Genomic DNA, 25,754 nt, shown 5'->3' on the forward strand with positions numbered 1-25,754 from the left:
GATGGCGGCATGGACCCGCAGCGCATCCTCACCCCGGCCGAGGCCGCCGACGCCCTCTCCGGCACCGCGTTCGCCCACGCCGGCGATCGACTGGAGGGCGCCTACCGCACCGCGGACTTCGCGAGCGCCGTGCGACTGCTCGACGCCGTGGCGACCGTGGCCGACGAACTCGACCACCACCCCGACGTGCGCGTCGGCTGGGGCGCCATCGCGTTCGAGCTGAGCTCGCACGATGCCGGCGGCGTGACCGCGCGCGACCTCGAGCTCGCCGGCCGCATCCAGGCGCTGGCCGACGCGCAGGGCGCGAGGCCGCGCGACTGACGCGTCGTCGGTGCGTCAGGCGAGCAGGTAGACCTGCTCGCCGATCGAGGAGCCGGCCGCCGTCGCGGCACCCGGTCGATCGGCTTCGGGCTCGAAGCCGAGGCGCTCGAGCACGCGGATGCAGCGGTCGTCGTCGACCGCGACGCGGGCCCGCACGGGCCGTTCGTCGAGCACCTCGAGGAACAGTCGCAGGGCTCGCCCGGCGATGCCGTCGTCACGGCGTGCGCCGTCGATGCGGCAGGCGACGAACGCGTCGCCGCGGTCGAGCCAGCGCGCGAGGTCGCCCACGATCTCGCCGTCGGCGCGGATCGTGCGGTGGTCGGCGTCGGTGCCGAACGGGGCGTCGGTGCCCCGGGTGATCTGGTTCAGGGTGTCGAGATCCGTGTCGCGGGTCGCGCGCAGGCTCACGACATGAGGCTCGCCCATGCCATCTCCTCGAGGATGCCGCGGATGGTGCCGTCGGCGGGTCTGCGCCCAGGGGTGCGGGCGCTGTGGGGTGTGGAGTTGAGCAGTCCGAAGGCGGCGTGTGCCCGGAACCGCAGCTCCACCTCGGCCCGGTCGGGCCTGAGCTCTGCGAGGGTGTCGACCCAGCGTTCGACGTACCGTCGTTGCAGCGAGCGCACCTCGTGGCGCACGCCGGGGTCGAGTTGTTCGAGTTCGCGATCCTGCACGGCGATGACGTCGGCCTCGCCGAGGGCGAAGTCCACGTGGAACCGGATGAGCGAGCGCAGGGCGGCTGCCGCGTCGGGCGCCTCGGCGAGCACGCGCTCGGCGCCGTCGAGGAGCGAGCGGCTGGCGCCCTCGAGGATCGCGGCGAGCACGGCGGACTTGCCGGTGAAGTGGCGGTAGACGGCGGGGCCGCTGACGCCGACCGCGGTGCCGAGGTCCTCGATGGTCACTCCGGCGTAGCCGCGCTCGGCGAAGAGACGCGCGGCGGCCGTGAGGATCGCCTCGCGCCGGTCCGCCTTCTGCCGGCCGCGCTCGGTGAGCGGCGGCTGCAGCGCGGTCTGGGCCTGGGCGGGTGTGCTTGCCATTTCGATGGGTGCTCGCTAACCTCGGGAATCGAGTTAGTGAACACTAACCGAAAATCGCGATGTCGCACAAGTGGCGACGCGACGACGCGGAGGGGCCGATGACGACACTCACCACGGCGATCAACCGGAGCGGCGGCGGCGCACGGCGCAACGCCGACGCCCACGCCGGGCTCGTCGCCGAGCTGCGCGAACGGCTCGCGGTCGCCGCGCTCGGCGGCCCCGAGGCATCCCGCGACCGCCATGTCGCCCGAGGCAAGCTGCTGCCGCGCGACCGCGTCGATCGGCTGCTCGACGAGGGCAGCCCGTTCCTCGAGCTCTCGCCGCTCGCGGCCGACGGCCTCTACGGCGGCGATTCGCCCGGCGCCGGCATCATCACGGGCGTCGGGCTCGTGCACGGCCGGCCCGTCGTGGTCGTCTGCAACGACGCGACGGTCAAGGGCGGCACGTACTACCCGATGACCGTGAAGAAGCACCTCAGGGCGCAGGAGGTCGCGCGCGAGCACCGGCTGCCGTGCATCTACCTCGTCGACTCCGGCGGGGCGTTCCTGCCGATGCAGGAGGACGTCTTCCCCGACCGCGAGCACTTCGGACGCATCTTCTTCAACCAGGCGCAGCTCTCGTCGATGCGCATCCCGCAGCTCGCGGCGGTGCTCGGATCGTGCACGGCCGGCGGGGCCTACGTGCCGGCGATGAGCGACGAATCGGTCATCGTGCGCGACCAGGGCACGATCTTCCTCGGCGGCCCCCCTCTCGTGAAGGCCGCGATCGGCGAGGTCGTGACGCCAGAGGAGCTCGGCGGCGGAGACCTGCATTCACGGGTCTCCGGCGTCACCGACCACCTGGCCGACGACGACGAGCACGCGCTCGAGCTCGTGCGCGACATGGTGGCGACGCTGCCCGCGCAGGCGCCCAGGGCCTGGGCCGTGCGCGAGCCGAGGCCGCCGGCCGTCGACCCCGCCGGCCTGACCGCGGCCGTCCCGGTCGACGTCCAGCAGCCGTACGACGTGCGCGAGGTCATCGCCAGGCTCGTCGACGCGAGCGAGTTCAGCGAGTTCAAGCCCGAGTACGGCGACACGCTCGTCACCGGCTTCGCGCACCTCGACGGTCACCCCGTCGGCATCGTCGCGAACAACGGCGTGCTCTTCAGCGAGTCGGCCATGAAGGGCGCGCACTTCATCGAGCTCTGCGACCAGCGCGGCATCCCGCTCGTCTTCCTGCAGAACATCTCGGGCTTCATGGTGGGCCGCGACGCGGAGGCCGGCGGCATCGCCAAGCACGGCGCGAAGATGGTCACCGCGGTCGCCACGACCCGCGTGCCGAAGCTCACGGTCGTCATCGGCGGCTCGTTCGGCGCCGGCAACTACTCCATGTGCGGCCGGGCGTACTCGCCGCGGTTCCTCTGGATGTGGCCGAACGCGCGCATCTCGGTCATGGGCGGCGAGCAGGCGGCCTCCGTGCTCTCGACGGTCAAGGGCGACCAGCTCGCCGTGCGGGGCGAGGAGTGGTCGGATGCCGCGGCCGAGGCGTTCAAGGCCCCGATCCGCGAGCAGTACGAGCAGCAGGGCAGCCCGTACCACTCGACCGCGCGGCTCTGGGACGACGGCATCATCGACCCGGCCGACACGCGAACGGTGCTCGCCATGGCGCTCGAGCTCGCGAGCCGCACGCCGCTGCCCGAGCCCGCGTTCGGGCTCTTCCGCATGTGACGGGTGCGCATCCGCCATCGGGCGACGCCGCCATGACAGAGTGATCCCGTGCGTGCATGTGCGCGCGCACGGGGAAATCGGGGGCGGTATGCAGCGACCATTGGCCGGGCTGACGGGGAAGAACCTCGCGACCGAGTTGACGGCCGGGGTGACCCTGATCGCGATCGCGATCCCGCTGAACATCGGCTACGCGCAGATCGCCGGGCTGCCGGCCACCGCCGGTCTCTACGCACTCATCGTGCCGACGATCGTGTACGCCCTCGTCGTGTCGTCGCGCCAGCTGATCGCGTCGCCGGATGCCGCGGCCGCGGCGCTCGTGGCCTCGTCGATCGGCGGATTGGCGGCGGCGGGCAGCGATGACTACGCCACCATGGCGCTCGCGCAGGCGATCATCTGCGGCGTCATGTTCGTGCTGCTCTCGGTGTTCAAGCTCGGGTTCCTCGCGAACTTCCTCTCGAAGCCGATCCTCATCGGATTCGTCGGCGGCCTGGCGCTCGACATCATGGTCAGCCAGATCGCGAAGATGCTCGGCGTGAAGATCGACTCCGGCGGCGAGTTCGTCGACAAGGTCGCCGGACTGCTGGGCGGGCTCGGCACGACGAACCCCTGGTCGCTGGCCATCTCGGTCGTGTCGGTCGCCGTGCTCCTGCTCGGCAAGCGGTTCCTGGGTGCCGTGCCGTGGGCGCTCGTGGTGCTCGTGCTCTCGACGGTGCTCGTGGTGCTCGCGGGCCTCGACGACGCGGGCGTCGATGTGCTCGGCGCCGTGCCGGCCGGGCCGCCGACCCTCACCTGGCCCGTGCTCGACTGGACCACCTGGCTCGCGCTCATCCCGTCGGCCATCGCCCTCACGCTCGTGACGACCGCCGAGGGCCTGCTCGTCTCGCGGTCGTACTCCGAGAAGCACCGGTATCCGTTCCACGCCAACCGCGACCTGATGGCGTTCGGCCTCTCGAACATCGCGGCCGGAGCGCAGGGCAGCTTCTCGATGGGCTCCTCGACCTCGCGCACGGCGGCGATGGACCAGGCGCGCTCGCGCACGCAGCTGCCGTCGCTCGTGCTCGCGCTCGGCACGTTGCTGCTCCTGCTGTTCGGCACCGCGCTGCTCGCCGACATCCCCTCGCCGGCCATCGGTGCGGTGGTCGGCGTGGCGATCATCCCGCTCCTCGGCATCCGCGAGTTCGCGGACCTCTGGCGCAAGGACCGCTTCGAGTTCGTCATCGGCGCGGTCTGCTTCGTGGTGACGCTGTTCGTCGGCGCGATCGCGGGCATCGTCGTCGCGTTCACGCTCGCCCTCATCAACCTCGCCAGGCGGGCCTCGAACCCGGCGATCGACGTGCTCGGCACGTCGGGCGATCCGAGCGAGTCGCTGCTCGAGGACACCCCCGTCGGCACGACCACGGTGCCTGGCGTCGTCGTCATCCGGCTCGCAGCCCCGTTGTTCTTCGCGAACGGCAGCGTCTTCACCGCCGCGGTCAAGCGGGCGGTGACCTCCGTCGAGGGCGAGCCGGTGCACGACGTCGTCATCGACATGGAGGCCGTCACCGACATCGACGTGACCGGCGGCGAGGAGTTCGAGGCGCTCAAGGTCTGGCTCGCCGACAACCACGTGACGCTGTCGTTCAGCCGCATGCGGAATCCCGCACGCCGGCGACTCGTGCAGCTCGGACTGCTCGGCGACGAGCGCATCTTCGACACCAACCGGGCCGCGATCACGGCGCTCTCCGCCGGGCCCGTCGCCGCGAACACCATGGACCCAGGCACCCCGACAGAGAAGAGCAGCTCATGAACGGCGCCATCGGCGGCATCCTCCCACTCGCACTCGGCGTGGCCATCAGCCCGATCCCCATCATCGCGGCGATCCTCATGCTGCTCTCGCCGAAGGCACGCGTCACGAGCGTCGGGTTCCTGCTGGGATGGCTGGTCGGCATCATCGTGGCGATCACCGTGTTCACGCTGCTCGCGACGGTCCTCCCCGAGAACGATCCCGATGCGTCGAAGCCCATCCAGGGCGTGATCCAGCTGTTGCTCGGCGCGGGCCTGCTCCTGCTCGCGCTCGGGCAGTGGCGCAAGCGCCCGAAGGCGGGCGAGGAGCCGGTGCTGCCCAAGTGGATGCAGGCGATCGACAAGATCACATTCTCCGGCGCCCTCGGGCTGGGGTTCCTGCTCTCGGCGCTGAACCCGAAGAACCTCATCATGGCGGCGGGCGCCGGCACCGAGATCGGCTCCGCCGGGCTCGCGACCGGCGAGATCGTGCTCGTCATCGCGATCTACGTGCTGATCGCCGCGTCGACCGTGGCGATCCCGGTGATCGCCTACCTCATCGCGTCGGCGAAGCTGCGCGGCCCGCTCGATGCGCTGCGCGTGTGGCTCGCCCACGAGAACGCGATCATCATGGCCGTGCTGCTGCTCGTGATCGGCGTCTCGATGCTCGGAAAGGGCATCGCCAGCTTCTGAGTCGGGCGACCGGGCGATCGCCATCGCGGTCGCGTCACCCTCGGGGCGATTCAGGCTCCGGATGCCGCGGCCGCGCGCTCGACCTCGCCGACCGCCTGCTCCACGCCGCCCCGCCAGGGCGAACCGTGCCCGGGCAGCACCCAGGTCGCGCCGAGACCGGCGATGCGGTGCAGCGACGCGAGCGCCTCGGCCGGGTCGTCGGTGAACGGTGCGGGCTGCGGACCCGTCGTGCCGGTGAGCACATGGCGGGTGGTGAGCCCGTCGCCGACGAACACGGCGTCGACCGACGGCACGTGGATCGCGACGCTGCCGGGGGAGTGACCCGGCAGGCCGATGATGACCGGCGCGCCCGGCAGGTCGAGCACGTCGCCGTCGTGAACGGCGACGACCTCGGTGAGCGGGGTGGTGCGCAGCCCGTTCTTGCGCAGCGCGTACCAGAGGAACCTCGCGGTCGCGCCGAGCTTCATGTGCCCCCACTCGGGCTTGGTGGATACCTCGCCACGAGCCCGCGCGGCATCCGCCTCGTGCACGAAGACGGGTACGCCGTGGTCGCGGCGCAGGCGTTCGGCGAACCCGATGTGGTCGCTGTCGCCGTGGGTGAGCACGACGCCGCGCACGTCGTCGATCGTTCGACCCATGGCGTCGAGCTCGGCGAGCAGTTCGGTGTACTGCCCGGCGAGCCCGGCGTCGATGATCGTGACGCCATCAGGTGCGTCGACCAGGTAGACGGCGACGATGTCGTTGCCGATGCGGTGCAGCGAGGACGCGAGTCGCATGGGATGCTCCGATGTTCGTGTTCGTGGTTCGGGCTGGCGATGGCTACGATACATAGCTATGATGGCTAACGTCAATAGCCATTGCGATCGGATACCGGTCGCGTCGCACCCGGAGGAGCCAAAATGCCGACCCCAGACCGCACGTCGCTCGCCGAGATCGTCGACGCCGGCCGCGACCTGCTCGAACTCGCGGGGCTCGACGGCCTGACCATGCAGGCGGTGGCCACGAGGGTCGGCGTGCGCGCGCCGTCGCTCTACAAGCGCGTGAGCAATCGCGATGCGCTCGTCGCCCTCGTGGTCGACGCGACGTTGCGCGACCTCGGGGGTGCCGCCGACGTCGCCGTCGCCGACGCGGGCGGCGACCCTCGAGACCGGCTGCGGGCGCTCGCCCACGCGCTTCGGGCCTTCGCGCACCATCGTCCCGTCGGGTTCCGCCTCGTCTTCGCGCCGACCTCCGACCTGCACCTCGACCCAGACGCGTTGCGCGCGTCGAGCGTCGCCGTCGTGAGCGCCGCGACCGATCTCGCAGGCGAGGAGCACGGCCTCGATGCCGCGCGAACCTTCACCGCCTGGGCCAACGGGTTCGTGAGCATGGAGCTCTCCGGCGCGTTCCGCCTCGGCGGCGACGTCGACCGCGCGTTCGACTTCGGCGTCGAGGCCCTCGTCGCGGCGGTCGCGGGGGTGGCTCCGGCGCCGCGCACCTGAGCGTCGGCATGGCGTCCTTGCGATTTCAGTTAGTGGTCACTAACATGATTCCAGTTAGTGCACGCTAACCGGATTCGAGCGGCGTGCGCCCTGCAGAGAGGCAGAAGACACGCACATGGGCACGATCGACGCCGGCAGCCGTCCGTTCGAGCGCGTGCTCGTCGCGAACCGCGGCGAGATCGCGGTGCGCGTCATGCGCACCCTCCGCCGCCTCGGCATCCGCTCGATCGCCGTCTTCTCGGATGCCGATGCCGACGCGCCGCATGTGCGCCTCGCCGACGAGGCCGTGCGCATCGGCCCGGCGCCGGCCGCGCAGAGTTACCTCGACCCCGCCAGACTCGTCGCCGCGGCGCTCGAGACCGGTGCGCAGGCCGTGCACCCCGGCTACGGGTTCCTCTCCGAGCACGCGGGGTTCGCCGCCGCCTGCCGCGACGCCGGCATCGTCTTCATCGGCCCCGGCGACGAGGCCCTCGCCGTGATGGGCGACAAGATCCGCGCGAAGCGGCACGTCGCGGCATCCGGCGTTCCCGTCGTGCCGGGGGTGTCCGACCCCGACCTCGACGACGAGGCGCTGCTCGCCGCGGGGGAGCAGGTCGGGTTCCCGCTCCTCGTGAAGCCCTCGGCGGGCGGCGGCGGCAAGGGCATGCAGATCGCCCGCGACGCCGCCGAGCTCGCCGAGGCGATCCCGGCCGCGCGTCGCGTCGCCCGTACCTCGTTCGGCGACGACACGCTGCTGCTCGAACGCCTCATCGAACGCCCGAGGCACATCGAGGTGCAGGTGCTCGCCGACGCCGCGGGCGCCGTCATCCACCTCGGCGAGCGCGAGTGCTCGCTGCAGCGTCGCCACCAGAAGGTCGTCGAGGAGGCGCCGTCGCCGCTCCTCGACGAGGCGACCCGCGAGCGCATCGGCCGGGCGGCCTGCGACGCGGCCCGCAGCGTCGCCTACCTCGGCGCGGGCACGGTCGAGTTCCTCGTGTCGGATGTCGCGCCCGACGAGTTCTTCTTCATCGAGATGAACACCCGGCTGCAGGTCGAGCACCCCGTGACCGAACTCGTCACCGGCGTCGACCTCGTCGAGCAGCAGCTGCGCATCGCGGCCGGGGAGCCGCTGGGCCTCGCGCAGCGCGACGTGCGGCTCACGGGGCACGCCATCGAGGCGCGCATCTACGCCGAGTCGCCCGAACGCGGCTTCCTCCCCTCGACCGGCGAGGTGCTCGCCTGGCGGGCGCCGACCGGCGAGGGTGTGCGCGTCGACGCGGGCATCCGCACCGGCCAGCACGTCACGGCCGACTACGACCCGATGCTCGCGAAGGTCATCGCGTACGGCGGCGACCGTGCCGAGGCGCTCGACCGACTCGAAGCGGCGCTCGCCGAGACCGTCGTGCTCGGCGTCGACACGAACATCGCGTTCGTCCGGCGCCTGCTCGCCGAGCCCGACGTGCGCGCCGGCGCGCTCGACACGAACCTCATCGATCGGATGCCGCCCGCCGCCGCCGGGACGCCGCGACCCGAACAGCTCGCCGCCGCGGCATCCGCCCTGCTCGCGCGCACCGCAGGCGAAGGCCGCGCCCGTGTCTCGGGCAGCCCGCAGGCGTGGACGCACGTGGACACCGCGGGTTGGCGCCTCGGCGTCCACCGCCGGCCGAGCGTGCTGCTCGCCCCGCGCGACGAGCCGTCCGCCGTGGTGACGGCGACCGCAGCGCGATCGGCCGCCGCCCCCACGACCGACACGACGACCGACACGACGACCGTGCGCATCGCCGACGACGGCGAGATCTGGGTGCACGACCGCCACGGCACGACCGCCTTCGTGCACGTCGACCGCCGTGCCGCGGCGGAAGCCCATCGAGCGCTCGCCGAGCGCGGCGGGGTCGTCGCGAACCCGGAGCTCCGAGCCCCCATGCCCGGCACCGTCACCGCGGTGTTCGTCACCGACGGCGACGCCGTCGAGGCGGGCGCCCCGATCATCGCGATCGAGGCGATGAAGATGGAGCACCGCATCACCGCCACGACCGCCGGAACCGTGCGCCTCGCGGCATCCGTCGGCGACCTGGTCTCGCGCGACCAATCCGTCGCGCGCATCGAGCCTGCGAACGACACCATCGACGCAGCATCCGCACCCGAATCCGCGCCCCCTGCGAACCAGGGGGAACACGAACAGGAGCCAACGCATGCAGTATGACCTCACCGACGAGGAGCAGCGCCTCTCCGACGACGTCGCCGACTTCGCCGACCGCGTCGTCGCGCCCGCCGCCTACGAGTACGACACGAAGCGCCGCCTGCCGATGGAGATCATCGCGCAGATGGGCGACATGGGCCTGTTCGGCCTGCCCTTCCCGAAGGAGGTCGGCGGCCAGGGAAAGACCTACTTCCAGCTCTGCCTCGCCGTCGAGGCGCTCGGCCGCGTCGACCAGTCGATCGGCGTGACCCTCGAGGCCGGCGTCGGACTCGGCGTGATGCCGATCTACCGGCACGGCACGCCGGCGCAGCAGGCGGAGTACCTGCCAGACCTCGTCTCGGGGCGGGCGCTCGCCGGATTCGGGCTCACCGAGGCCGGCGCGGGCAGCGACGCGGGCGCCACGGCGACCACGGCCGACCTCGCCGGCGACCAGTGGGTCATCAACGGCTCGAAGCAGTTCATCACCAACTCGGGCACGCCGATCACGCGATTCGTGACGATCACGGCCGTGACCGGGCAGCGCATCGGGGCCCGCGGCGAGATCAAGCCCGAGCTCTCGACGATCATCGTGCCGAACGACACCCCGGGCTTCACCGTCGAGGCGAGCTACGACAAGGTCGGCTGGCACACCTCCGACACGCACCCGCTGACGCTCCGCGACGTGCGCGTGCCCGCGTCGAACCTGCTCGGCGAGCGCGGACGCGGCTACGCGAACTTCCTGCGAACACTCAACGAGGGGCGGGTCGCGTTCGCCGCGCTCGCCACGGGCGCCGCGCAGGGCTGCCTCGAAGAGGCGCTGCGCTACGCGAACGAGCGTCGCGTGTTCGGCACGAGCATCGGCTCGAACCAGCACATCGCGTTCAAGATCGCGCGCATGCAGGCCCGCGTGCACCAGGCCAGGCTCGCCTGGCACGACGCGGCGCGCAAGCTCGATGCGGGCAAGCCCTTCACGCTCGAGGCATCCATCGCCAAGATGGTGTGCGGGGAGGCGGCCATGGACAACGCGCGCGACGCCACGCAGATCTTCGGCGGCTACGGCTTCATGAACGAGAACGCCGTGGCCCGCCACTACCGTGACTCGAAGATCCTCGAGATCGGCGAGGGCACCACCGAGGTGCAGCTCATGATCATCACCCGCGAGCTCGGCATCGGCGCCGAGCAGCTCGTGCCGACCGCCTAGGAGCAGACGATGACGGATGCCGCGAGCGACGCAGTGCCGGTGCGCGAGGTCGTGCAGCGCGGCCTCTGGTTCGAGGAGTTCGAGGCGGGCGTGCGCTACCTGCACCGACCCGGACGCACCGTGACCGAGGCCGACAACGTCCTCTTCACGACGCTGACGATGAACCCGCAGCCGCTGCACCTCGATGCGGAGTTCGCCGCCGCGCAGCCGTTCGGGCGCATCCTCGTCAACTCGCTGTTCACGCTCTCGACCCTGGTCGGCCAGTCGGTCGGGCAGCTGACGCTCGGCACGCTCGTCGCGAACCTCGGCTTCGGCGAGGTTGCGTTCCCGAACCCGGTGTTCGTCGGCGACACGCTGTACGGCGAGTCGCTCGTCGAGTCGAAGCGGCTGTCGTCGTCGCGCCCGGGCGAGGGGGTCGTCGTGCTCGCGCACACCGCACGCAACCAGCACGGCGTCGTGGTCGCGACCGCCTCGCGCACGATGCTGGTCCACACCCGCGAGGCCGGCGAGCGGCGGTCGGCGCATGGGGGCGGCGAACGGCGGTCCGACGATCGGGCGAGCGGATGACGCGGCCGCCGTTCCGCTTCGGCCCGGCGCTGCTGTTCTGCCCGGCCGATCGACCAGACCGCTTCGCGAAGGCGCTCGAACGGGCCGACGCGGTGATCCTGGATCTCGAGGACGCGGTCGCCGCCGACGCGAAGGCCGACGCGCGGCGGGCGGTCGCGGCCTCCGCCCTCGATCCCGAGCGCGTGATCGTGCGCGTCAACCCGGCCACGACCGAGGCGTTCGCCGCCGACGTCGCCATGCTCGCGGCGTCCCCGTACCGCACGGTGATGCTCGCCAAGTGCGAGGGAACGGCCGACCTCGTCTCGCTCGAGCCCTTCGAGGTCATCGCGCTCTGCGAGACGGCGCGCGGCGTGCTCGCGGCCGAGTCCGTCGCGGCGCTGCCGAACGTCTCCGCGCTCATGTGGGGGGCCGAGGACCTCGTCGCCTCGCTCGGCGGGTACTCGAGCCGGCACGACGACGCGCGGTACCGGGGCGTCGCCGCCCACGCCCGCGCGCACGTGCAGCTCGCGGCGGCCGCGCACGACGTCGCCGCGATCGACACCGTGCACCTGGACATCGCCGACCTCGAGGGGCTCGGCGACGAGGCTCGGGATGCCGCGGCGCTCGGGTTCGCGGCGACGGCCTGCATCCACCCGTCCCAGGTCGACACCGTGCGTGCGGCCTACCGGCCGAGCGCGGAGCAGCTCGAATGGGCACGGGAGGTGCTCGCGGCGGCGACCGGCGAGCCCGGCGTCTTCGCGTTCCGCGGTCGCATGGTCGACGGGCCGGTGCTGCGCCAGGCGGAGGCCGTGCTGCGACGCGCGGGCTAGCGTTCGGTCCGTTTCGGTCCGGATCCGATCCGATGCGCGGTCGGCTCCGAACCACTTCCGAGAATCACCCGTGATCAGCACGATTCGGCCTCCGTTCGGGGGCCGACTCGAAACGATTGGGTAACAGTTCATCGGAAATTCCCGCGGCGGCATCCACAAGCCGTCGGGGGCATCATAAGGTCGTTTCAATCCTGGGGAGGAGGAGAAGGTGGCGAGAAGGCACTTGGCAGGGGGGCGCGATCCGCATCATGCGGCGGTCGCACTCGCAGAACGAGACGCATTCCAAGGCACGGATGCATCGGGGTCGACGATCCTCGACGAGCCGCGCACGGCGGCGCACCGCGCCGAGGTCGTCTCCAGCAACACCTTCTCGGGTCCGATCCTCGTGCCGCTCCGCGCACGCCTCGGCGACACCGACATGAGCGTGCACCGCCTGGCGATCGGCGGCAGTACGTTCGGCTGGACCCTCGGGTCCGAAGACGCGTACGCGATCCTCGACCGCTTCGCCGGAACCGGCGGCGACCTCATCGACACGGCCGACAGCTACGCCGCGGGGCGCAGCGAGTCGATCATCGGCGCGTGGATGGCCTCGCGCGGCTGCCGCGACCGCATGCACCTCATGACCAAGGTCGGCCGAAACCCAGACCTGCCCGGACTCGCGCCCGACACGATCCGCGCGGCCGTCGACGCGAGCCTCCAGCGGCTCGGCACCGACCGCATCGACGTGCTGTACCTGCACGGCGAAGACCCGGAGGTTCCCCTCGAGGAGTCCCTCGGCGCCGTGGGGGCGCTCGTCGACGCCGGCAAGGTGCGTGCGGTCGGCGCGAGCGACTTCGGCCCCGAACGCCTCATCGAGGCCCGCGTGCTCGCCGCCAACGGCCTGCCCCGCTTCCAGACGCTCACGACGCGGTACAGCCTCATGGAGCGCAGCGGGTTCGAGGGGGCGACCGAACTCGTCGCGCACGCGCAGGGGCTCGCAGTCATGCCCTACTTCGCCCTCGCGAACGGATTCCTGGCCGGGGGCATCCGCCGCCGGAGCGACGTCCGGCACGACGCGCGCGGCGCCCGCGCCGGCGTGCACCTCGGACGACGCGGTCTCCGCGTGCTCGCCGCGCTCGACGAGATCGCCCTGTCCCACAGCGTGGCGCCCGCCACGGTCGCCCTTGCCTGGCTGCTCGCGCGGCCGACCGTCGTTGCACCGGTCGTGAGCGCGACGAACGCCGACCAGGTCGACGCCCTCATCGCCGCGGCATCCGTCGACCTGCACCGCTCGGAGCTCGTCGAACTCGACCGCGCCTCGCACTGACGAGCGCGGCACCACCCACGGCGAGGGTGCGTGGCCTAGGCTTGGGGGGATGAACGGCGCCGTCGACCTTCCTCTCGGCACAGCCGAACTCTCCTTCACCGCTGCCGGTGATGCCCTCGTCCGTCGAACGATCCTCCCGTCGGGCGTGCGCGTGCTCACCGAGCAGGTTCCGGGCAGCCGCAGCGCGACCATCGGCTTCTGGGTCGCCGTCGGGTCGCGCGACGAGAGCGCGGCCGACGGGGCGCATCCGGCGACCTTCGGATCGACGCATTTCCTCGAGCACCTGCTGTTCAAGGGCACGCCGACGCGCACGGCCCTCGACATCGCGATCTCCTTCGATGCGGTCGGCGGCGAGCACAACGCCATGACCGCCAAGGAGTACACCTGCTACTACGCCAAGGTGCAGGACAGGGACCTGCCGATGGCGGTCGAGGTGCTCTCCGACATGTTCACGTCGTCGCTGCTCGACCCCGTCGAGTTCGACAACGAGCGCGGTGTCATCCTCGAAGAGCTGTCGATGGCCGGCGACGATCCGGGCGACGTCGCGAACGAGCGCTTCTTCGAGGCCGTGCTCGGCGAGCACCCCCTCGGGCGACCCATCGGCGGAAGCCCCGACACGATCAACCAGGCCACGCGCGAGGCCGTGTTCGAGCACTACGCGGCGAACTACCGGCCGAACGACCTCGTCGTCACCGCGGCAGGCGCCGTCGATCACGATGAGCTCGTCGCCGCGCTGCAGCGCGCGCTGACCGTCGGCGGCTGGGACCTCGGCATCGAGGCGGCGCCGGTCGAGCGCCGCTCGCGCTCCGCGGTCGAGCTCGCGCCACCGCGTGAGCTCACGGTCGTGCAGCGGCCGATCGAGCAGGTCAACCTCATGCTCGGCGCCCGCGGCCTCGTCGCGACCGACGAGCGACGCTCCACGATGAGCGTGCTCAACACGGTCTTCGGCTCCGGCATGTCCTCGCGCCTCTTCCAAGAGGTCCGCGAGCGGCGCGGCCTCGCCTACGCGGTCTACTCCTTCGCGCCGTCGTACTCCGATGCGGGCCTGTTCGGCATGTACGCCGGCTGCGCGCCGTCGAAGGCGCCGACCGTCGCCGAGCTCATGCGGGTCGAACTCGATCGGCTCGCACGCGACGGCATCACGGCCGAAGAACTGCGCCGTGCCACGGGCCAGCTCGCCGGGGCATCCGCCCTCGCCCTCGAGGACTCCGACACGCGGATGTCGCGCCTGGGCCGCGCGGAGCTCACCCTCGGCGAGTTCGTCGACCTCGACGAGGCGCTCCGCCGCATCGCCAGGGTCACGGCCGAAGACGTGCGTGCGCTCGCGGCCGACCTCGCATCGCGGCCGTACTCGCTCGTCGCCGTCGGCGCCAGCGACGAGGCCGACTTCACCGACGCGATCGACCTCCCACCGACATCCGACGCCGCCTAGGCCGAACAGCACAGGACGCCCATCGTGCCCCACCACCTCTACCTCGTCCGCCACGGCGAACAGCTCGACGCCGAACACGGCCTGCAGGACGGCCCCCTGTCGCCGCGCGGTCGACGGCAGGCCGAACTGCTGGGCGAGCGGCTCGGCGGCATCCCGTTCGACAACGCCTGGCACTCGCCGCTGCAGCGCGCGACCGAGACGGCGCAGATCATCGCCGCGAAGATGCCCTCGCTCTCGCCCGAGCCGTCGGCCCTCCTCTTCGACTGCATCCCCTCGGGGCCTGCGCCCGCGACGCCGAAGGCCTACGACGCGTTCTTCGGATCCGTCACCGAGGCCGAGATCGAGGCCGGCACCGCCCAGATGGAGGACGCGGCCGCCGAGTTCCTCCGCTCGCACCGCGACGATCGCCACGACCTGCTCATCACCCACAACTTCGTCATCGGCTGGTTCGTGCGCGAGGTGCTCAGCGCCCCCGACTGGCGCTGGCTCTCGATCAACCAGGCGAACTGCGGCCTCACGGTGCTCACCCAGAAGTCGGGCCGGCCCTGGAACCTCGTCGTGCACAACGACCTCGCCCACTTGCCGTTCGAGCTGCGCACCGGCCTGCCCGAGCCCTTCGCGGTCTGACCGGCGGGCGAGCCGGATGCCGGATGCCACGGGGTCGGCCGGCTCGGCCGGCTCGCGTCAGCAGGCCGACGTCAGCAGGCCGACGTCAGCAGGCTCGCGTCAGCAGCCGGGGTCGGCGGCCGACCGCATCAGCCCGTGAGCCGTTTGGCGTACCAGGTCGTCGCGTTGGGGTTGTCGTTGTACGGCGCGATCTCGACGAATCCGCTCGAGCGGTAGAGGCCGCCCGCCGCGGCGAGGCTCGCGTTCGTGTCGAGCACGAGCGCGTCGGCGCCGAACTCGCGGGCACGGCGCTCGAGCTCGACGAGCAGTGCACGTCCGGTGCCACGGCCGCGCGCGGCATCCGTCAACCAGAGGTGCTTGACCTCGAAGCGCACGAGCCCGGTCGCGGGGTCGGGTTCGATGCGACGGATGCCGCCGCAGCCGATGCCCGTCGCGCCTGAGCCGTCAGCTCGGCTGCCGTCGTCGGCCGCGCCGGGCCCGTCGTCGACGATGAGGAACACGCCGTCGGGCGGAGTGAAGGCCGCGTCGACGGGGAAGGTCGGACGATATTCCCCCTGTTCGGCCGGGAACCCGGCCGCACGCTCGGCGAAGTACATCGTGAGCATGCCGTTGGCCTCTTGGCCGCTGACCGGCACCGCTCGGAACTGCATGCGGCCCAGCCTAATCGGCGCTTGGTAGGGTGAAGCACGTGACGATACGGGTCGCCGTGGCCGGGGCCACGGGCAAGATGGGACAACTGGCGCTCGCACTCGTCGAGGCGGCAGGCGACCTCGAGCTGCACGCGGCGCTGTCGTCGAAGTCCGAGCTCGACGAGATGCTCGGCGCCGACGTCGTGCTCGACGTCACGCATCCCGCGGCCAGCGCAGGCATCGTCGAGTTCGCGACCGGCGCCGGCATCCCGATCGTCGTCGGCACCTCGGGCTGGTCGGCCGACCGCATCGCCGAGATCGAGCGCTTCGTGCGCGGGCACGACGAGGCCGGCGCGGTGCTGTTCATCCCCAACTTCTCCATCGGCAGCACGCTCGGCACCGCGTTCGCGGCGCTCGCTGCGCCCTGGTTCGACTCCATCGAGATCGTCGAGGCGCACCACGCGGGCAAGGTCGACTCGCCCTCGGGCACGGCCGTGCGCACGGCCGAGCTCATCGGCGAGGCGCGCGCCGCCGTCGGTCCGGTGGGTGCGCCGCACGCCGACCAGCGTGCCCGCGGCCAGCTCGTCTCCGGCGTCCCGGTGCACAGCCTGCGCATGTCCGGGCTGCTCGCCGAGCAGCGGGTCGTGCTCGGCGGCGATGGCGAGACCCTCACGATCGCGCACTCGACGCTCTCGTCGAGCTCGTACGAGGCCGGCATCCTGCTCGCGCTGCGCCACGCGCCCGAGGCGACCGGCGTGACCGTCGGACTCGGCGGGCTCCTCGGGCTCGACCTGCCGGGTTCGACCGCCCCAGCCGACCCGGCCGCAGCCGCCACCGGCGCGGTCGCCGAGTGAGCACCCCGATCGCGGGGCGTGCCGCATGAGCGCGAAGGTCGGCGCCATCTCGATGGCCGTGCTGCTCGCGATCTACGTCGCCCTCGTCGGGTGGCGGGCCGTGCAGTTCGCGGCCACCGGCGAACCCGTCGCGATCGGCATCGGCATCGCCCTCATCGTGCTCCCGCTCATCGCCGCGTGGGCGATCTGGCGCGAGCTCTCGTTCGGCATCCGGTCGCAGCAGCTCGTGAAGCGCCTCGAAGCCGAGGGCGCCACCGACCTCGGCATCCAGACCACCCCGAGCGGCCGTGCCGACCGGGCTTCGGCCGACGAGGAGTTCGCACGGTTCCGCGCCGATGCCGAGGCCGAGCCCGACTCGTGGCGCGCGTGGATGCGGCTCGGCATGGCCTACGACGCCGCGGGCGACCGACGGCGTGCGCGCCGGGCCGTGCGCCGGGCTATCGAGCTCTCGCGGGCGAGCTGAGCATCGCGCCGATCGCGGACTCCACGGTCTCGTGCTCGAACGTGAAGCCATCGTCGAGGAGTCGGTGCGGCACGACCTTCGCGCTCGCGAGCAGCAGGTCGTCGGCGGCCTGACCCAGCGCGGCCTCGAGTACGCGCTCGGGAACCGCGAGGGAGTACGGCCGATGCATCTGCTGCGCCATCGCGCTCATCACGCGATCGGCTGTCGCGGGCGTCGGGCCGACGATGTTGACGGGCCCCGAGAGCGGGGAGTGGAGCAGGTGCACGATCGCCGACACCTCGTCGTCGAGGGCGACCCACGGCCAGTGCTGGCCGCCGGTGCCGAGCCGTGCCGAGATGCCGAGCTTCGTGAGCAGGCCGACCGGCTTCATCGCCCCGCCGCGACCGATCACGAGCCCGGTGCGCAGGTTCACGGTGCGCGTCTCGTGGGGCGCGAGCGCGGCGGCCTTCTCCCAGCGCTCGACGATGTCGGCGAGGAATCCGCTGCCGGCCGGAGCCGTCTCGCCGAGCAGCTCGCCCGGGCGATTGCCGTAGTAGCCGACGGCCGATCCGCTGAGGAACACCGACGGAGGAGTGCGCGCCTTGCGCATGGCGTCGGCGAGGGTCCGGGTGGCGCTCACGCGGGACTCGAGGATCTCGCCGCGGTACGACTTCGTCCACGGCAGGTGCGACAGCGAGGCGCCCGAGAGGTTGATCACGGCGTCGACGCGATCCATGACCGTGAAGTCGATGATGCCCGCCGCGGGCGACCAGGTCACCTCGTCGAGCGAGGCGGTGCGCCTGCGAACGAGGCGCAGCACCTCGTGCCCGTCGGCGACGAGGCGTTCGACGAGCGTCGTGCCGATGAAGCCGGACGCGCCGGCGATGAGCACGCGCACGTCAGGCGAGTTCGGCTTCGATCGTGATCGGGATGCCCGCCAGGGCCTGCGAGATCGGGCAGTTCGCCTTCGCGTCCGCGGCGAAGGCCTCGAACTCCGCCTCGGTGAGACCGGGAACCCTGGCGCTCACGAGCAGGTGGCTTCCGAGCACGCCGCGACCGGCCTCGAACGTCACGGCCGCGGTCGTCTGGATCGACTCCGGCGCGTGGCCTGCGCCCGTGAGGGCGTGAGCGAGGGCCATCGAGAAACAGGCGGAGTGGGCCGCTCCGAGGAGCTCCTCCGGGTTCGTGGTGCCGGCCTCGCCCGCCGAGCGGGCCCGCCAGTTCACGGGGAACTCGGCGACCCCCGAGGAATCGAGCTTCGTCGTGCCCGAGCCTTCGGTGAGGGTGCCGGTCCAGACGGTGGTCGATTCACTCGTGACGGCCATGGGTCCTCCTCGTCGCGCCGGAACCCTCAGCCTAGCCCGCAGGCGGTGCCGAGCGGCAGGCCCTCTGCGGCCGAGATGTCAGGCGCGCTGCACGAGACGCGCACGAACGAGCAGCAGGTAGATCTGGCATCCGAGGCAGTAGTCGAAGACCGCGTTCAGGAACGCCGCGATGAAGGCGACGCCGGCCGCGATCGCGACGGCGTACTCGAACCCGAGGAGCCCGAGCACGACGCCCGCGATCGTCACGATGAACCCCACGAGCTGGGCGAACGTCGGCGGGCGCGGGTCCTCGAGCTCCGTCGGCGGTGCGAGGCGAGGGCGCACCCAGGCGCGGTAGATCGCGCCGAACGGATGCCGCTTGACGCCCGCGACCGCGCCCCAGAGGAAGATCGCGGAGAGCACCGCGAGCAGCGCCCACGCGGCGACGGACGCGCCCGCGACCGAGAGCACGACGACGACGAGCAGGAGCACGGTGGTGATCGCCGCAGCGAACCGCGGTGCGCGGGGGTCGATGCCGGCGGGTGCGCCGGCGCTGGTTCCGGCGCCGGCGCCGGTCGCGGCTTCGGCGGATTCAGGATGCGACATGGGGACTCCGGGTGATGGTCTCGAGGTGGGTGCGGACCGCCGCCAGGCGGGGGACTCCGCCGATGCGAGCGGTCGTGGTGCCGTCGGCGCGGAGGACCAGCGTCGTCGGCGTCTGCCGCACGTGGAACCGATCGGCGAGATCGGCGCGGTGCGTGAGGTCGATCTCGACGTGCCGGACGCCCTCGTACCCGTCGGCGACCGCGGTGAGCTGGCGCGCGGTCGACGGGCACCGGCTGCAGTAATCGGTCGAGAACTGCACGAGCGTTGCAGCGGTGCCGAGGTCGGTGTCGGCGAGCCCGAGCGCGGCGGCCGACGCGCTCCGCGTGGCCGCGACATCCGTCGTTGTCGTCGTCGTGGGTCGCACCCGGCCGGTGCGCGCCCGCCAGATCAGACCGACGGCCGTCGCGAGCGCGGGCAGGCCGAGGCCGACGATGAGCGCCGCCTGCCAGTCCATGCGCCAAAGATACGAGCGCCCCGAGACGGCGTGTCGAGTGTGACGACGGATGACGCGCCGTGCCGCCGTGCGCCCGCCGCCGCCACGCGGCATCCACCCGGCTTTCGGGTGCGAAATCGGCCTCGATGTCGGCGAGCCGGGATAGCATCGATGCGATGTCCGAGACGATCAGCACCCCGTACGAAGACCTCCTGCGCGACGTGCTCGAGCACGGCACGCGCAAGACCGACCGCACCGGCACAGGCACCACGAGCGTGTTCGGTCGCCAGTTGCGGTTCGACCTCGCCGAGGGGTTCCCGCTCGTCACGACCAAGCGCGTGCACTTCAAGTCGATCGCGTACGAGCTGCTCTGGTTCCTCCGCGGCGAGTCGAACGTCGGCTGGCTGCGCGAGCACGGCGTCACGATCTGGGACGAATGGGCCGACGCCGACGGCGAGCTCGGCCCGGTCTACGGCGTGCAGTGGCGCTCGTGGCCGACGGCGAACGGCGAGACGATCGACCAGATCTCCGAGGTCGTCGACCAGATCCGCCGCAACCCCGACTCGCGGCGCCTCATCGTCTCCGCCTGGAACCCCGCCGACATTCCCGACATGGCCCTCGCCCCCTGCCATGCGGTGTTCCAGTTCTACGTGGCCGACGGCAAGCTGAGCTGCCAGCTCTACCAGCGCAGCGCCGACCTGTTCCTCGGCGTGCCCTTCAACATCGCCTCGTACGCGCTGCTCACGCACATGGTCGCCGCGCAGACCGGACTCGAGGTCGGCGACTTCGTCTGGACCGGCGGCGACTGCCACATCTACGACAACCACGTCGAGCAGGTGCGCACGCAGCTCGAGCGCGAGCCGTTCGCGCCGCCGACGCTGCGACTCACGCGAACGCCCGCCTCGATCTTCGACTACGAGTACGACGACTTCGCGGTCGAGGGCTACCAGCACCACCCCGCGATCCGCGGCGCCGTCGCCGTATGAGCACGGATGCCGCGGGCGGGCCGCTTGTGGGCGACCCGCCCGGCCCGGCCGGTGAAGCGCGCCCGTCCGGCGCGACGTTCTCGGCCGGTGAGGCTCGACCGGCGGTCGGGCTCGTCTGGGCCGAGGCCGAGGGCGGCGTCATCGGACGCGACGGCGGCATGCCGTGGCACGTGCCAGAAGACCTCGCGCACTTCAAGGCCGTCACGCTCGGCGCACCCGTCGTCATGGGCCGCAAGACGTGGGACTCCCTGAACCCCCGGTTCCGCCCGCTGCCGGGTCGCCGCAACATCGTCGTGACCCGCCAGGCCGGCTGGGCTGCCGATGGGGCGGATGCCGCGGCATCCGTCGAGTCGGCCCTCGCCCTCGTCGGCGACGTCGACCGGGTCTGGGTCATCGGCGGATCCGAGCTCCTCCGCTCGACCCTCGCCCTCGCCGACCGGCTCGAGGTCACCGAGCTCCGGCACGCCGACGGCGCCTTCCGGCCGGCCGAGGGCGACGTGCTGGCACCGCCCGTCGGGCCAGGGTTCACCGCAACCCGCGGCGACGAGCACACGTCGAGCAGCGGCATCCGCTACCGCTTCGTCACCTACCACCGCGTCTGACGCGGGGCCGCCCGAAGGCCTGCGGCCCAGCCCGCCACCGCACTCCGATCCTGCCCAACACGGCGGATATACGATCCGGCACGCCGCCGAGCGCGCAGCCGGCACGGCGAGCCCGATCGTATATCCGCCGAAAAGAACCCGTCCTCCCCGGCAAGCCCGGAGCGCGGGGATTCCGGCTCCCGACGCGGATGCCCGCCTCGCGTTGTTCGACCAGTCCAGCCTGTCGTCGTGAGAAGTCCGCGGTGGACCCCAGGTGAGCTCGGCCGACTGGCTCGCGAGCTCGGCGGCGTGGTCCGCCGCGGCGATCTCGTGCAGCTCGGTCTCGATGGCCGAGCACTGCGACGCGCCGTGGCGACCGGCGAGGTGATCAGGGTCCGGTCGGGCCTCTATTCGAGCCCCGACCTGCCGGTTTCGACGAGGACGGCCCTCGGGCACGGGGGAGTCCTGGCGTGCGTGTCGGTGGCACGACTCCGCGGACTCTGGGTGCTGCCGCTCGATTCGACCGTGCACGTCTCGCTCCCACCCAACGGGCACGCGCGCGAGCACGCTCGCTGCGAGTGCGTGCAGCACTGGAACGAATTCCCGACTCCAGCGACGACCGAGGTCACCCTCGTCGACGCCCTGCTCCAGATTCGCGGATGTCTCGGCGATGACGCATTCTTCGCGACGTTCGAGTCGGCACTCCATCTCGGTGCGCTCGACAAGAGGGCACGGCGGGAGCTGCGAGCCCGGATCACCGAATCGGCACGCTGGCTCGTCGACCTCGCCGGCACCGACGCCGAGAGTGGCCTCGAATCATTGCTCCGCATCCGGCTGCACCGATTGGGCTTGGCTCTTCGCACGCAGGTCGAGATTCCCGGTGTCGGACGCGTCGACTTCGTACTCGGCGACCGGCTGATCCTGGAAGTCGACGGTCGAGCGGGGCATGACGACCCTGATGACCGTCATCGCGACCGTGTGCGCGATGCCGTCGCTTCGTCGCATGGCTTCGTGACGCTCCGATTCGACTACGCCCTGGTAGTGCACGACTGGGCGCTGGTCGAACAGGCGATCCTCGCAGCGGTCGGCCGCGACACTCACCTCGATCCGTGGGCCGAGCGCGTGCGCATGGCCTGACCCGACAGGAGGGTGTAATCCGCCCGCGCACGTCCAGAACGGCGGATATACGATCTGGCTCGCCGCGTAGATCGGGCGGCGCACGGCGCGGCGGATCGTATATCCGCCGAGTTGAACGGGAGCGACGTCGCCACGCGACATCCGCTCGACCCGATAGCCTTGACTGCGTGACTCAGGAAAACCCCTTCGGACAGGTACTCGTCGCGCTCGTCACCCCGTTCACGGCCGACGGCGAAGTCGACTGGCCCGGGGTCGAGAAGCACATCGACCACCTCATCGAAGGCGGCGCCGACGGCATCGTCGTCACCGGCACCACCGGTGAGACGAGCACGCTCACCGACCCCGAGAAGATCCGCCTCGTCGAGGTCGGCAAAGACGTCGCGGCGGGGCGCGCCAAGATCATCACGGGTGGCGGCTCGAACGAGACCGCGCACGCGATCGAGCTGTACAAGCACTCCGAGCAGGCCGGCGCCGACGGCATCATGATCGTCACGCCGTACTACAACAAGCCGACGCAGGCGGGCATCCTCACGCACTTCCGCATGGTCGCCGACGCGACCGACCTGCCGGTGATCCTCTACGACATCCCGGGCCGAACGGGTGTGCCGATCAAGTACGAGACGATCCTGCGCCTCGCCAAGCACCCGAACATCCTCGCCGTGAAAGACGCCAAGGGCGACTTCTCCGAGGTCAGCCGGGTGCTGAACCAGACCGACCTCATGTACTTCTCGGGCGACGACGCGAACGCGCTGCCGCACCTCTCGATCGGCGCGACCGGGCTCATCGGCGTCACCGCCAACATCGCTCCCGCGCCGTACCGCACCATCGTCGACGCCGTGAACCGCGGCGACCTGGCCACCGCGACCGCAGCGCACCAGCAGCTCGAGCCGCTCGTGCGCGCCGTCATGACGCACGTGCCGGGCACCGTGGCCGCGAAGTACATCCTGCACGGCCTCGGCCGCATCGGCAGCCCGCGCGTGCGCCTGCCCCTCGTCGGCCCCGAGGAGTGGGAGGCCGCCCTCATCGAGGACGAGATCGACCACGTCCGCGGCATCGCGGGCGTCGACTTCCGAAACTTCCGACCCGACCGCAACGCCGCCGCCGGCGGTGCGCTGCCGAAGGTCGCAGGCACCACCCGTTAGACCCGCGGATGTCGCGGCGAACGTCGTCGCGCCGCATCCGCCCCGAGACATCCGCGGCCCCGAGGGTCGCACCGAACTGAACACCGAGATCTGAAGGAGGGCCCATGCCCGATTCCATCATCGAACCTGCCCCGCTGACCCCCGGGACGCTTCGCATCATCCCCATCGGCGGCCTCGGCGAGGTCGGCCGCAACATGACGAGCTACGAGATCGACGGCAAGATCCTCATCGTCGACTGCGGCGTGCTGTTCCCTGAAGAGCACCAGCCGGGCGTCGACCTGATCCTGCCCGACTTCGGGTTCCTGCGCGACCGCATCGACGACATCGTCGGCGTCGTGCTCACCCACGGCCACGAGGACCACATCGGCGGCGTGCCCTACCTGCTGCGCCTGCGCGCCGACATCCCCCTGATCGGCTCGCAGCTGACCCTCGCGCTCGTCGAGGCGAAGCTCAAGGAGCACCGCATCAAGCCCTACAGCCTCACGGTGAAGGAGGGCCAAGACGAGGAGATCGGCCCGTTCGACCTCGAGTTCATCGCGGTCAACCACTCGATCCCCGACGCGCTCGCCGTCGCGATCCACACCGACGCCGGCACCGTGCTCGCCACGGGCGACTTCAAGATGGACCAGCTGCCGCTCGACGGACGCCTCACCGACCTCCGCGAGTTCGCCCGCCTCGGCGAGGAGGGCGTCGACCTGTTCATGGTCGATTCCACCAACGCGGATGTCCCCGGCTTCACGCCGCTCGAGCGTGCGATCGGCCCCGTGCTCGACGAGGTCATCGCGCGTGCCCCGCGCCGGGTCATCGTGGCGAGCTTCTCGAGCCACGTGCACCGCGTGCAGCAGGTGCTCGATGCGGCACACCAGAACGGCCGTCGCGTGGCCCTGCTCGGCCGCAGCATGGTCCGCAACATGACCATCGCCGCAGACCTCGGGTACCTCAACGTGCCGGCGGGCGTGCTCGTCGACTACAAGAAGGCCGGCGACATCCCCGACGACAAGATCGTCTACATGTCGACCGGGTCGCAGGGCGAGCCGATGGCGGTGCTGTCGCGCATGGCGAACCGCGACCACCAGATCGAGGTCGGCGAGGGCGACACGGTGATCCTCGCGTCGAGCCTGATCCCGGGCAACGAGAACGCGGTGTACCGCGTGATCGACGGCCTCACGAAGCTCGGCGCCAACGTCGTGCACAAGGGCAACGCGAAGGTGCACGTCTCCGGCCACGCGGCGGCCGGCGAGCTGCTCTACTGCTACAACATCCTGAAGCCGAAGAACGTGCTGCCGATCCACGGCGAGTACCGGCACCTGTTCGCGAACGCGAAGCTCGCCCGCGACACCGGCATCCCCGAGCGCAACACGTTCATCGGCGAGAACGGCACGGTCTACGACCTGCTCGACGGCGAGATGAAGGTGGCGGGCCAGCTCGACCTCGGCTTCGTCTACGTCGACGGCTCGACGGTCGGCGAGATCACCGACGCCGACCTGAAGGACCGTCGCATCCTCGGCGAGGAGGGCTTCATCTCGGTCATCATCGTGGTCGACGCCTCGACGGGGCGCATCATCGTCGGGCCCGAGATCCATGCGCGCGGGTTCGCCGAAGACGACTCGGTGTTCGAAGAGGTGAAGCCGAGGATCTCGGCGGCGCTCCTCGAGGCCGCGCAGAGCGGCGTGCGGGATTCGCACGCGCTGCAGCAGATCGTGCGTCGCACGGTCGGCACGTGGGTGAACCGTCGCCTGCGCCGCCGTCCGATGCTCGTGCCGCTCGTCATCGAGGCGTAAGCGAGCCTTCGGCACCACGCGCTCGCAGGGGCGGTTCGGGTCATCCCGAGCCGCCCCTGCGTCGGTCCCGATCGGGTGCGATCCGGACGGCAGGCGTTCCCGTTCGCCAGGTGCGGGCGCGACGACACACGGCAGGACCGCCGACGGCCGCGCACGAAACACCGTCGAAACGGGCGTGCCCTAGCATCCGGTCATGGCGGACTTCACGATTCGCCCGGCTGTCCTGAGCGACGGATCCTTCCTCGCGGACATGGTGGTCGAGGCGGCGAACTGGCAAGCGGGCGCGACGCGCCCCCGACCCGCCGTGCTGAGCGACCCCGTGTATCGCAACTACATCGCCGGCTGGCAGCGGCCGGCCGACCGGGGGTTCGTCGCGGTCGACACCCAGGATCGCCCGATCGGGGCTGCCTGGTACCGGCTCCTGGCCTCCGACGTGCCGGCGCACGGCTTCGTCGCCGCCGGCGTGCCCGAGCTCATCATCGGCGTGCGCCCCGTCTGGCGCGCGCAGGGCGTGGGGCGCGCGCTCATCCAGGCGCTGACGGATGTCGCGCGCACGGCGGGCTACGCACGACTCGCGCTGAGCGTGGAGCACGGCAACTTCGCCGAGAGCCTGTACCGCAGCGAGGGGTTCGCGGTCGTCGCTTCGCGCGGCAACCGCGACACCATGGTGCGGCTGCTCGGCTGAGCCCCGCTGCCGAGCGGCGAACTGCGCGGCGATCGGCGCGCGCCCGCGGATCGCGGACACTCGCGGCGTCCTGTCGGG

At 71.5% G+C, this 25,754-nt stretch carries 28 protein-coding genes; 20 read left to right on the forward strand and 8 right to left on the reverse strand.

What is annotated here, in order from left to right:
- Positions 1-9: 9 nt before the first annotated feature.
- Positions 10-321 carry a 4a-hydroxytetrahydrobiopterin dehydratase gene (locus ABIC29_RS17090; protein ID WP_116082790.1) on the forward strand — a complete coding sequence of 104 codons (312 nt, stop codon included), beginning with the start codon at positions 10-12 and terminating at the stop codon, positions 319-321.
- 15 nt (positions 322-336) lie between these two features.
- On the opposite strand, the gene ABIC29_RS17095 is transcribed toward ABIC29_RS17090, so the two are convergent.
- Positions 337-747 (reverse strand): GNAT family N-acetyltransferase, encoded by a 411-nt coding sequence (locus tag ABIC29_RS17095; protein ID WP_354247368.1) that lies wholly within the window; start codon positions 745-747, stop codon positions 337-339.
- Positions 726-1,355: a TetR/AcrR family transcriptional regulator gene (locus tag ABIC29_RS17100; RefSeq protein WP_116082784.1), complete on the reverse strand. Its 630-nt coding sequence runs from the start codon at positions 1,353-1,355 to the stop codon at positions 726-728. Before ABIC29_RS17100 ends, ABIC29_RS17095 begins: the two co-directional genes overlap by 22 nt.
- A gap of 98 nt (positions 1,356-1,453) precedes the next feature.
- On the opposite strand from ABIC29_RS17100, the gene ABIC29_RS17105 reads away from it, so the two are divergent.
- From ABIC29_RS17105 to ABIC29_RS17115, 3 genes are all read left to right on the forward strand, one after another.
- Positions 1,454-3,061 (forward strand): carboxyl transferase domain-containing protein, encoded by a 1,608-nt coding sequence (locus tag ABIC29_RS17105; RefSeq protein WP_354247371.1) that lies wholly within the window; start codon positions 1,454-1,456, stop codon positions 3,059-3,061.
- 100 nt (positions 3,062-3,161) lie between these two features.
- Positions 3,162-4,847 (forward strand): SulP family inorganic anion transporter, encoded by a 1,686-nt coding sequence (locus ABIC29_RS17110; RefSeq protein WP_354247374.1) that lies wholly within the window; start codon positions 3,162-3,164, stop codon positions 4,845-4,847.
- Positions 4,844-5,515, forward strand: a complete 672-nt coding sequence (locus ABIC29_RS17115) for a GAP family protein (RefSeq protein ID WP_116082779.1) — start codon at positions 4,844-4,846, stop codon at positions 5,513-5,515. Before ABIC29_RS17110 ends, ABIC29_RS17115 begins: the two co-directional genes overlap by 4 nt.
- Before the next feature lie 50 nt (positions 5,516-5,565).
- Here ABIC29_RS17115 and ABIC29_RS17120 read toward each other — a convergent pair whose 3' ends face one another.
- Positions 5,566-6,291, reverse strand: coding sequence for an MBL fold metallo-hydrolase (locus tag ABIC29_RS17120; protein WP_116082777.1), 726 nt, complete (start codon positions 6,289-6,291; stop codon positions 5,566-5,568).
- A gap of 123 nt (positions 6,292-6,414) precedes the next feature.
- Here ABIC29_RS17120 and ABIC29_RS17125 point away from each other — a divergent pair, with 123 nt between their 5' ends.
- The 8 genes from ABIC29_RS17125 to ABIC29_RS17160 all read left to right on the forward strand — a co-directional run bounded on the left by ABIC29_RS17125 (position 6,415) and on the right by ABIC29_RS17160 (position 15,096).
- Positions 6,415-6,996, forward strand: coding sequence for a TetR/AcrR family transcriptional regulator (locus ABIC29_RS17125; protein WP_116082775.1), 582 nt, complete (start codon positions 6,415-6,417; stop codon positions 6,994-6,996).
- Positions 6,997-7,111: 115 nt separating this feature from the next.
- Positions 7,112-9,178 (forward strand): acetyl/propionyl/methylcrotonyl-CoA carboxylase subunit alpha, encoded by a 2,067-nt coding sequence (locus tag ABIC29_RS17130; protein ID WP_354247379.1) that lies wholly within the window; start codon positions 7,112-7,114, stop codon positions 9,176-9,178.
- Entirely contained in the window at positions 9,168-10,355 is a 1,188-nt protein-coding gene (locus ABIC29_RS17135) for an acyl-CoA dehydrogenase family protein (protein ID WP_354247382.1), read from the forward strand. Before ABIC29_RS17130 ends, ABIC29_RS17135 begins: the two co-directional genes overlap by 11 nt.
- A 9-nt stretch (positions 10,356-10,364) precedes the next feature.
- The gene (locus ABIC29_RS17140) at positions 10,365-10,922 is read left to right on the forward strand and encodes a MaoC family dehydratase (RefSeq protein WP_354247384.1); all 558 of its coding nucleotides are present in this window, start codon (positions 10,365-10,367) and stop codon (positions 10,920-10,922) included.
- Positions 10,919-11,731, forward strand: coding sequence for an HpcH/HpaI aldolase/citrate lyase family protein (locus ABIC29_RS17145; RefSeq protein ID WP_354247387.1), 813 nt, complete (start codon positions 10,919-10,921; stop codon positions 11,729-11,731). Before ABIC29_RS17140 ends, ABIC29_RS17145 begins: the two co-directional genes overlap by 4 nt.
- A gap of 208 nt (positions 11,732-11,939) precedes the next feature.
- A complete protein-coding gene (locus ABIC29_RS17150) occupies positions 11,940-13,037 on the forward strand; it encodes an aldo/keto reductase (RefSeq protein WP_354247390.1) in 1,098 nt (365 codons plus the stop codon).
- Between the two features lie 49 nt (positions 13,038-13,086).
- The gene (locus ABIC29_RS17155) at positions 13,087-14,469 is read left to right on the forward strand and encodes a M16 family metallopeptidase (protein WP_354247393.1); all 1,383 of its coding nucleotides are present in this window, start codon (positions 13,087-13,089) and stop codon (positions 14,467-14,469) included.
- A 24-nt stretch (positions 14,470-14,493) separates the two neighbouring features.
- A complete protein-coding gene (locus ABIC29_RS17160; protein WP_116082762.1) occupies positions 14,494-15,096 on the forward strand; it encodes a histidine phosphatase family protein in 603 nt (200 codons plus the stop codon).
- A gap of 128 nt (positions 15,097-15,224) precedes the next feature.
- On the opposite strand, the gene ABIC29_RS17165 is transcribed toward ABIC29_RS17160, so the two are convergent.
- A complete protein-coding gene (locus ABIC29_RS17165) occupies positions 15,225-15,746 on the reverse strand; it encodes a GNAT family N-acetyltransferase (protein ID WP_354247396.1) in 522 nt (173 codons plus the stop codon).
- A 38-nt stretch (positions 15,747-15,784) separates the two neighbouring features.
- Here ABIC29_RS17165 and dapB point away from each other — a divergent pair, with 38 nt between their 5' ends.
- Entirely contained in the window at positions 15,785-16,579 is a 795-nt protein-coding gene (gene dapB / locus ABIC29_RS17170; RefSeq protein WP_116084673.1) for a 4-hydroxy-tetrahydrodipicolinate reductase, read from the forward strand.
- A gap of 25 nt (positions 16,580-16,604) precedes the next feature.
- The gene (locus ABIC29_RS17175; protein ID WP_354247400.1) at positions 16,605-17,042 is read left to right on the forward strand and encodes a hypothetical protein; all 438 of its coding nucleotides are present in this window, start codon (positions 16,605-16,607) and stop codon (positions 17,040-17,042) included.
- Here ABIC29_RS17175 and ABIC29_RS17180 read toward each other — a convergent pair.
- The 4 genes from ABIC29_RS17180 to ABIC29_RS17195 all read right to left on the reverse strand — a co-directional run bounded on the left by ABIC29_RS17180 (position 17,017) and on the right by ABIC29_RS17195 (position 19,385).
- Positions 17,017-17,919, reverse strand: a complete 903-nt coding sequence (locus ABIC29_RS17180) for a TIGR01777 family oxidoreductase (protein WP_116082755.1) — start codon at positions 17,917-17,919, stop codon at positions 17,017-17,019. The genes ABIC29_RS17175 and ABIC29_RS17180 overlap by 26 nt on opposite strands.
- Position 17,920: 1 nt before the next feature.
- Complete coding sequence (locus tag ABIC29_RS17185; RefSeq protein ID WP_116082753.1) at positions 17,921-18,346, reverse strand: OsmC family peroxiredoxin; 426 nt, start codon at positions 18,344-18,346, stop codon at positions 17,921-17,923.
- Between the two features lie 78 nt (positions 18,347-18,424).
- Positions 18,425-18,931, reverse strand: a complete 507-nt coding sequence (locus ABIC29_RS17190; RefSeq protein WP_354247404.1) for a DUF4395 domain-containing protein — start codon at positions 18,929-18,931, stop codon at positions 18,425-18,427.
- Positions 18,918-19,385, reverse strand: a complete 468-nt coding sequence (locus ABIC29_RS17195; RefSeq protein WP_354247407.1) for a thioredoxin family protein — start codon at positions 19,383-19,385, stop codon at positions 18,918-18,920. Before ABIC29_RS17195 ends, ABIC29_RS17190 begins: the two co-directional genes overlap by 14 nt.
- Positions 19,386-19,540: 155 nt before the next feature.
- Between ABIC29_RS17195 and ABIC29_RS17200 the strand changes: the two genes are divergently transcribed.
- The 6 genes from ABIC29_RS17200 (at position 19,541) to ABIC29_RS17230 (ending at position 25,676) form a co-directional block, all read left to right on the forward strand.
- On the forward strand, positions 19,541-20,350 hold the full coding sequence (locus ABIC29_RS17200) for a thymidylate synthase (protein WP_116082745.1): 810 nt from the start codon (positions 19,541-19,543) through the stop codon (positions 20,348-20,350).
- Positions 20,347-20,952 carry a dihydrofolate reductase gene (locus tag ABIC29_RS17205; protein ID WP_116082743.1) on the forward strand — a complete coding sequence of 202 codons (606 nt, stop codon included), beginning with the start codon at positions 20,347-20,349 and terminating at the stop codon, positions 20,950-20,952. The genes ABIC29_RS17200 and ABIC29_RS17205 overlap by 4 nt, the downstream gene beginning before the upstream one ends.
- A 228-nt stretch (positions 20,953-21,180) precedes the next feature.
- Positions 21,181-22,068 carry a type IV toxin-antitoxin system AbiEi family antitoxin domain-containing protein gene (locus ABIC29_RS19035; RefSeq protein ID WP_502915500.1) on the forward strand — a complete coding sequence of 296 codons (888 nt, stop codon included), beginning with the start codon at positions 21,181-21,183 and terminating at the stop codon, positions 22,066-22,068.
- Between the two features lie 167 nt (positions 22,069-22,235).
- Positions 22,236-23,210: a 4-hydroxy-tetrahydrodipicolinate synthase gene (dapA, locus tag ABIC29_RS17220; protein ID WP_055858911.1), complete on the forward strand. Its 975-nt coding sequence runs from the start codon at positions 22,236-22,238 to the stop codon at positions 23,208-23,210.
- Positions 23,211-23,314: 104 nt separating this feature from the next.
- Complete coding sequence (locus tag ABIC29_RS17225) at positions 23,315-24,991, forward strand: ribonuclease J (protein WP_354247411.1); 1,677 nt, start codon at positions 23,315-23,317, stop codon at positions 24,989-24,991.
- 193 nt (positions 24,992-25,184) lie between these two features.
- Positions 25,185-25,676, forward strand: coding sequence for a GNAT family N-acetyltransferase (locus ABIC29_RS17230; RefSeq protein WP_116082735.1), 492 nt, complete (start codon positions 25,185-25,187; stop codon positions 25,674-25,676).
- Positions 25,677-25,754: the final 78 nt, after the last annotated feature.

The organism is Agromyces sp. PvR057, assembly GCF_040547485.1.
In the GTDB taxonomy this organism is placed as follows: domain Bacteria; phylum Actinomycetota; class Actinomycetes; order Actinomycetales; family Microbacteriaceae; genus Agromyces.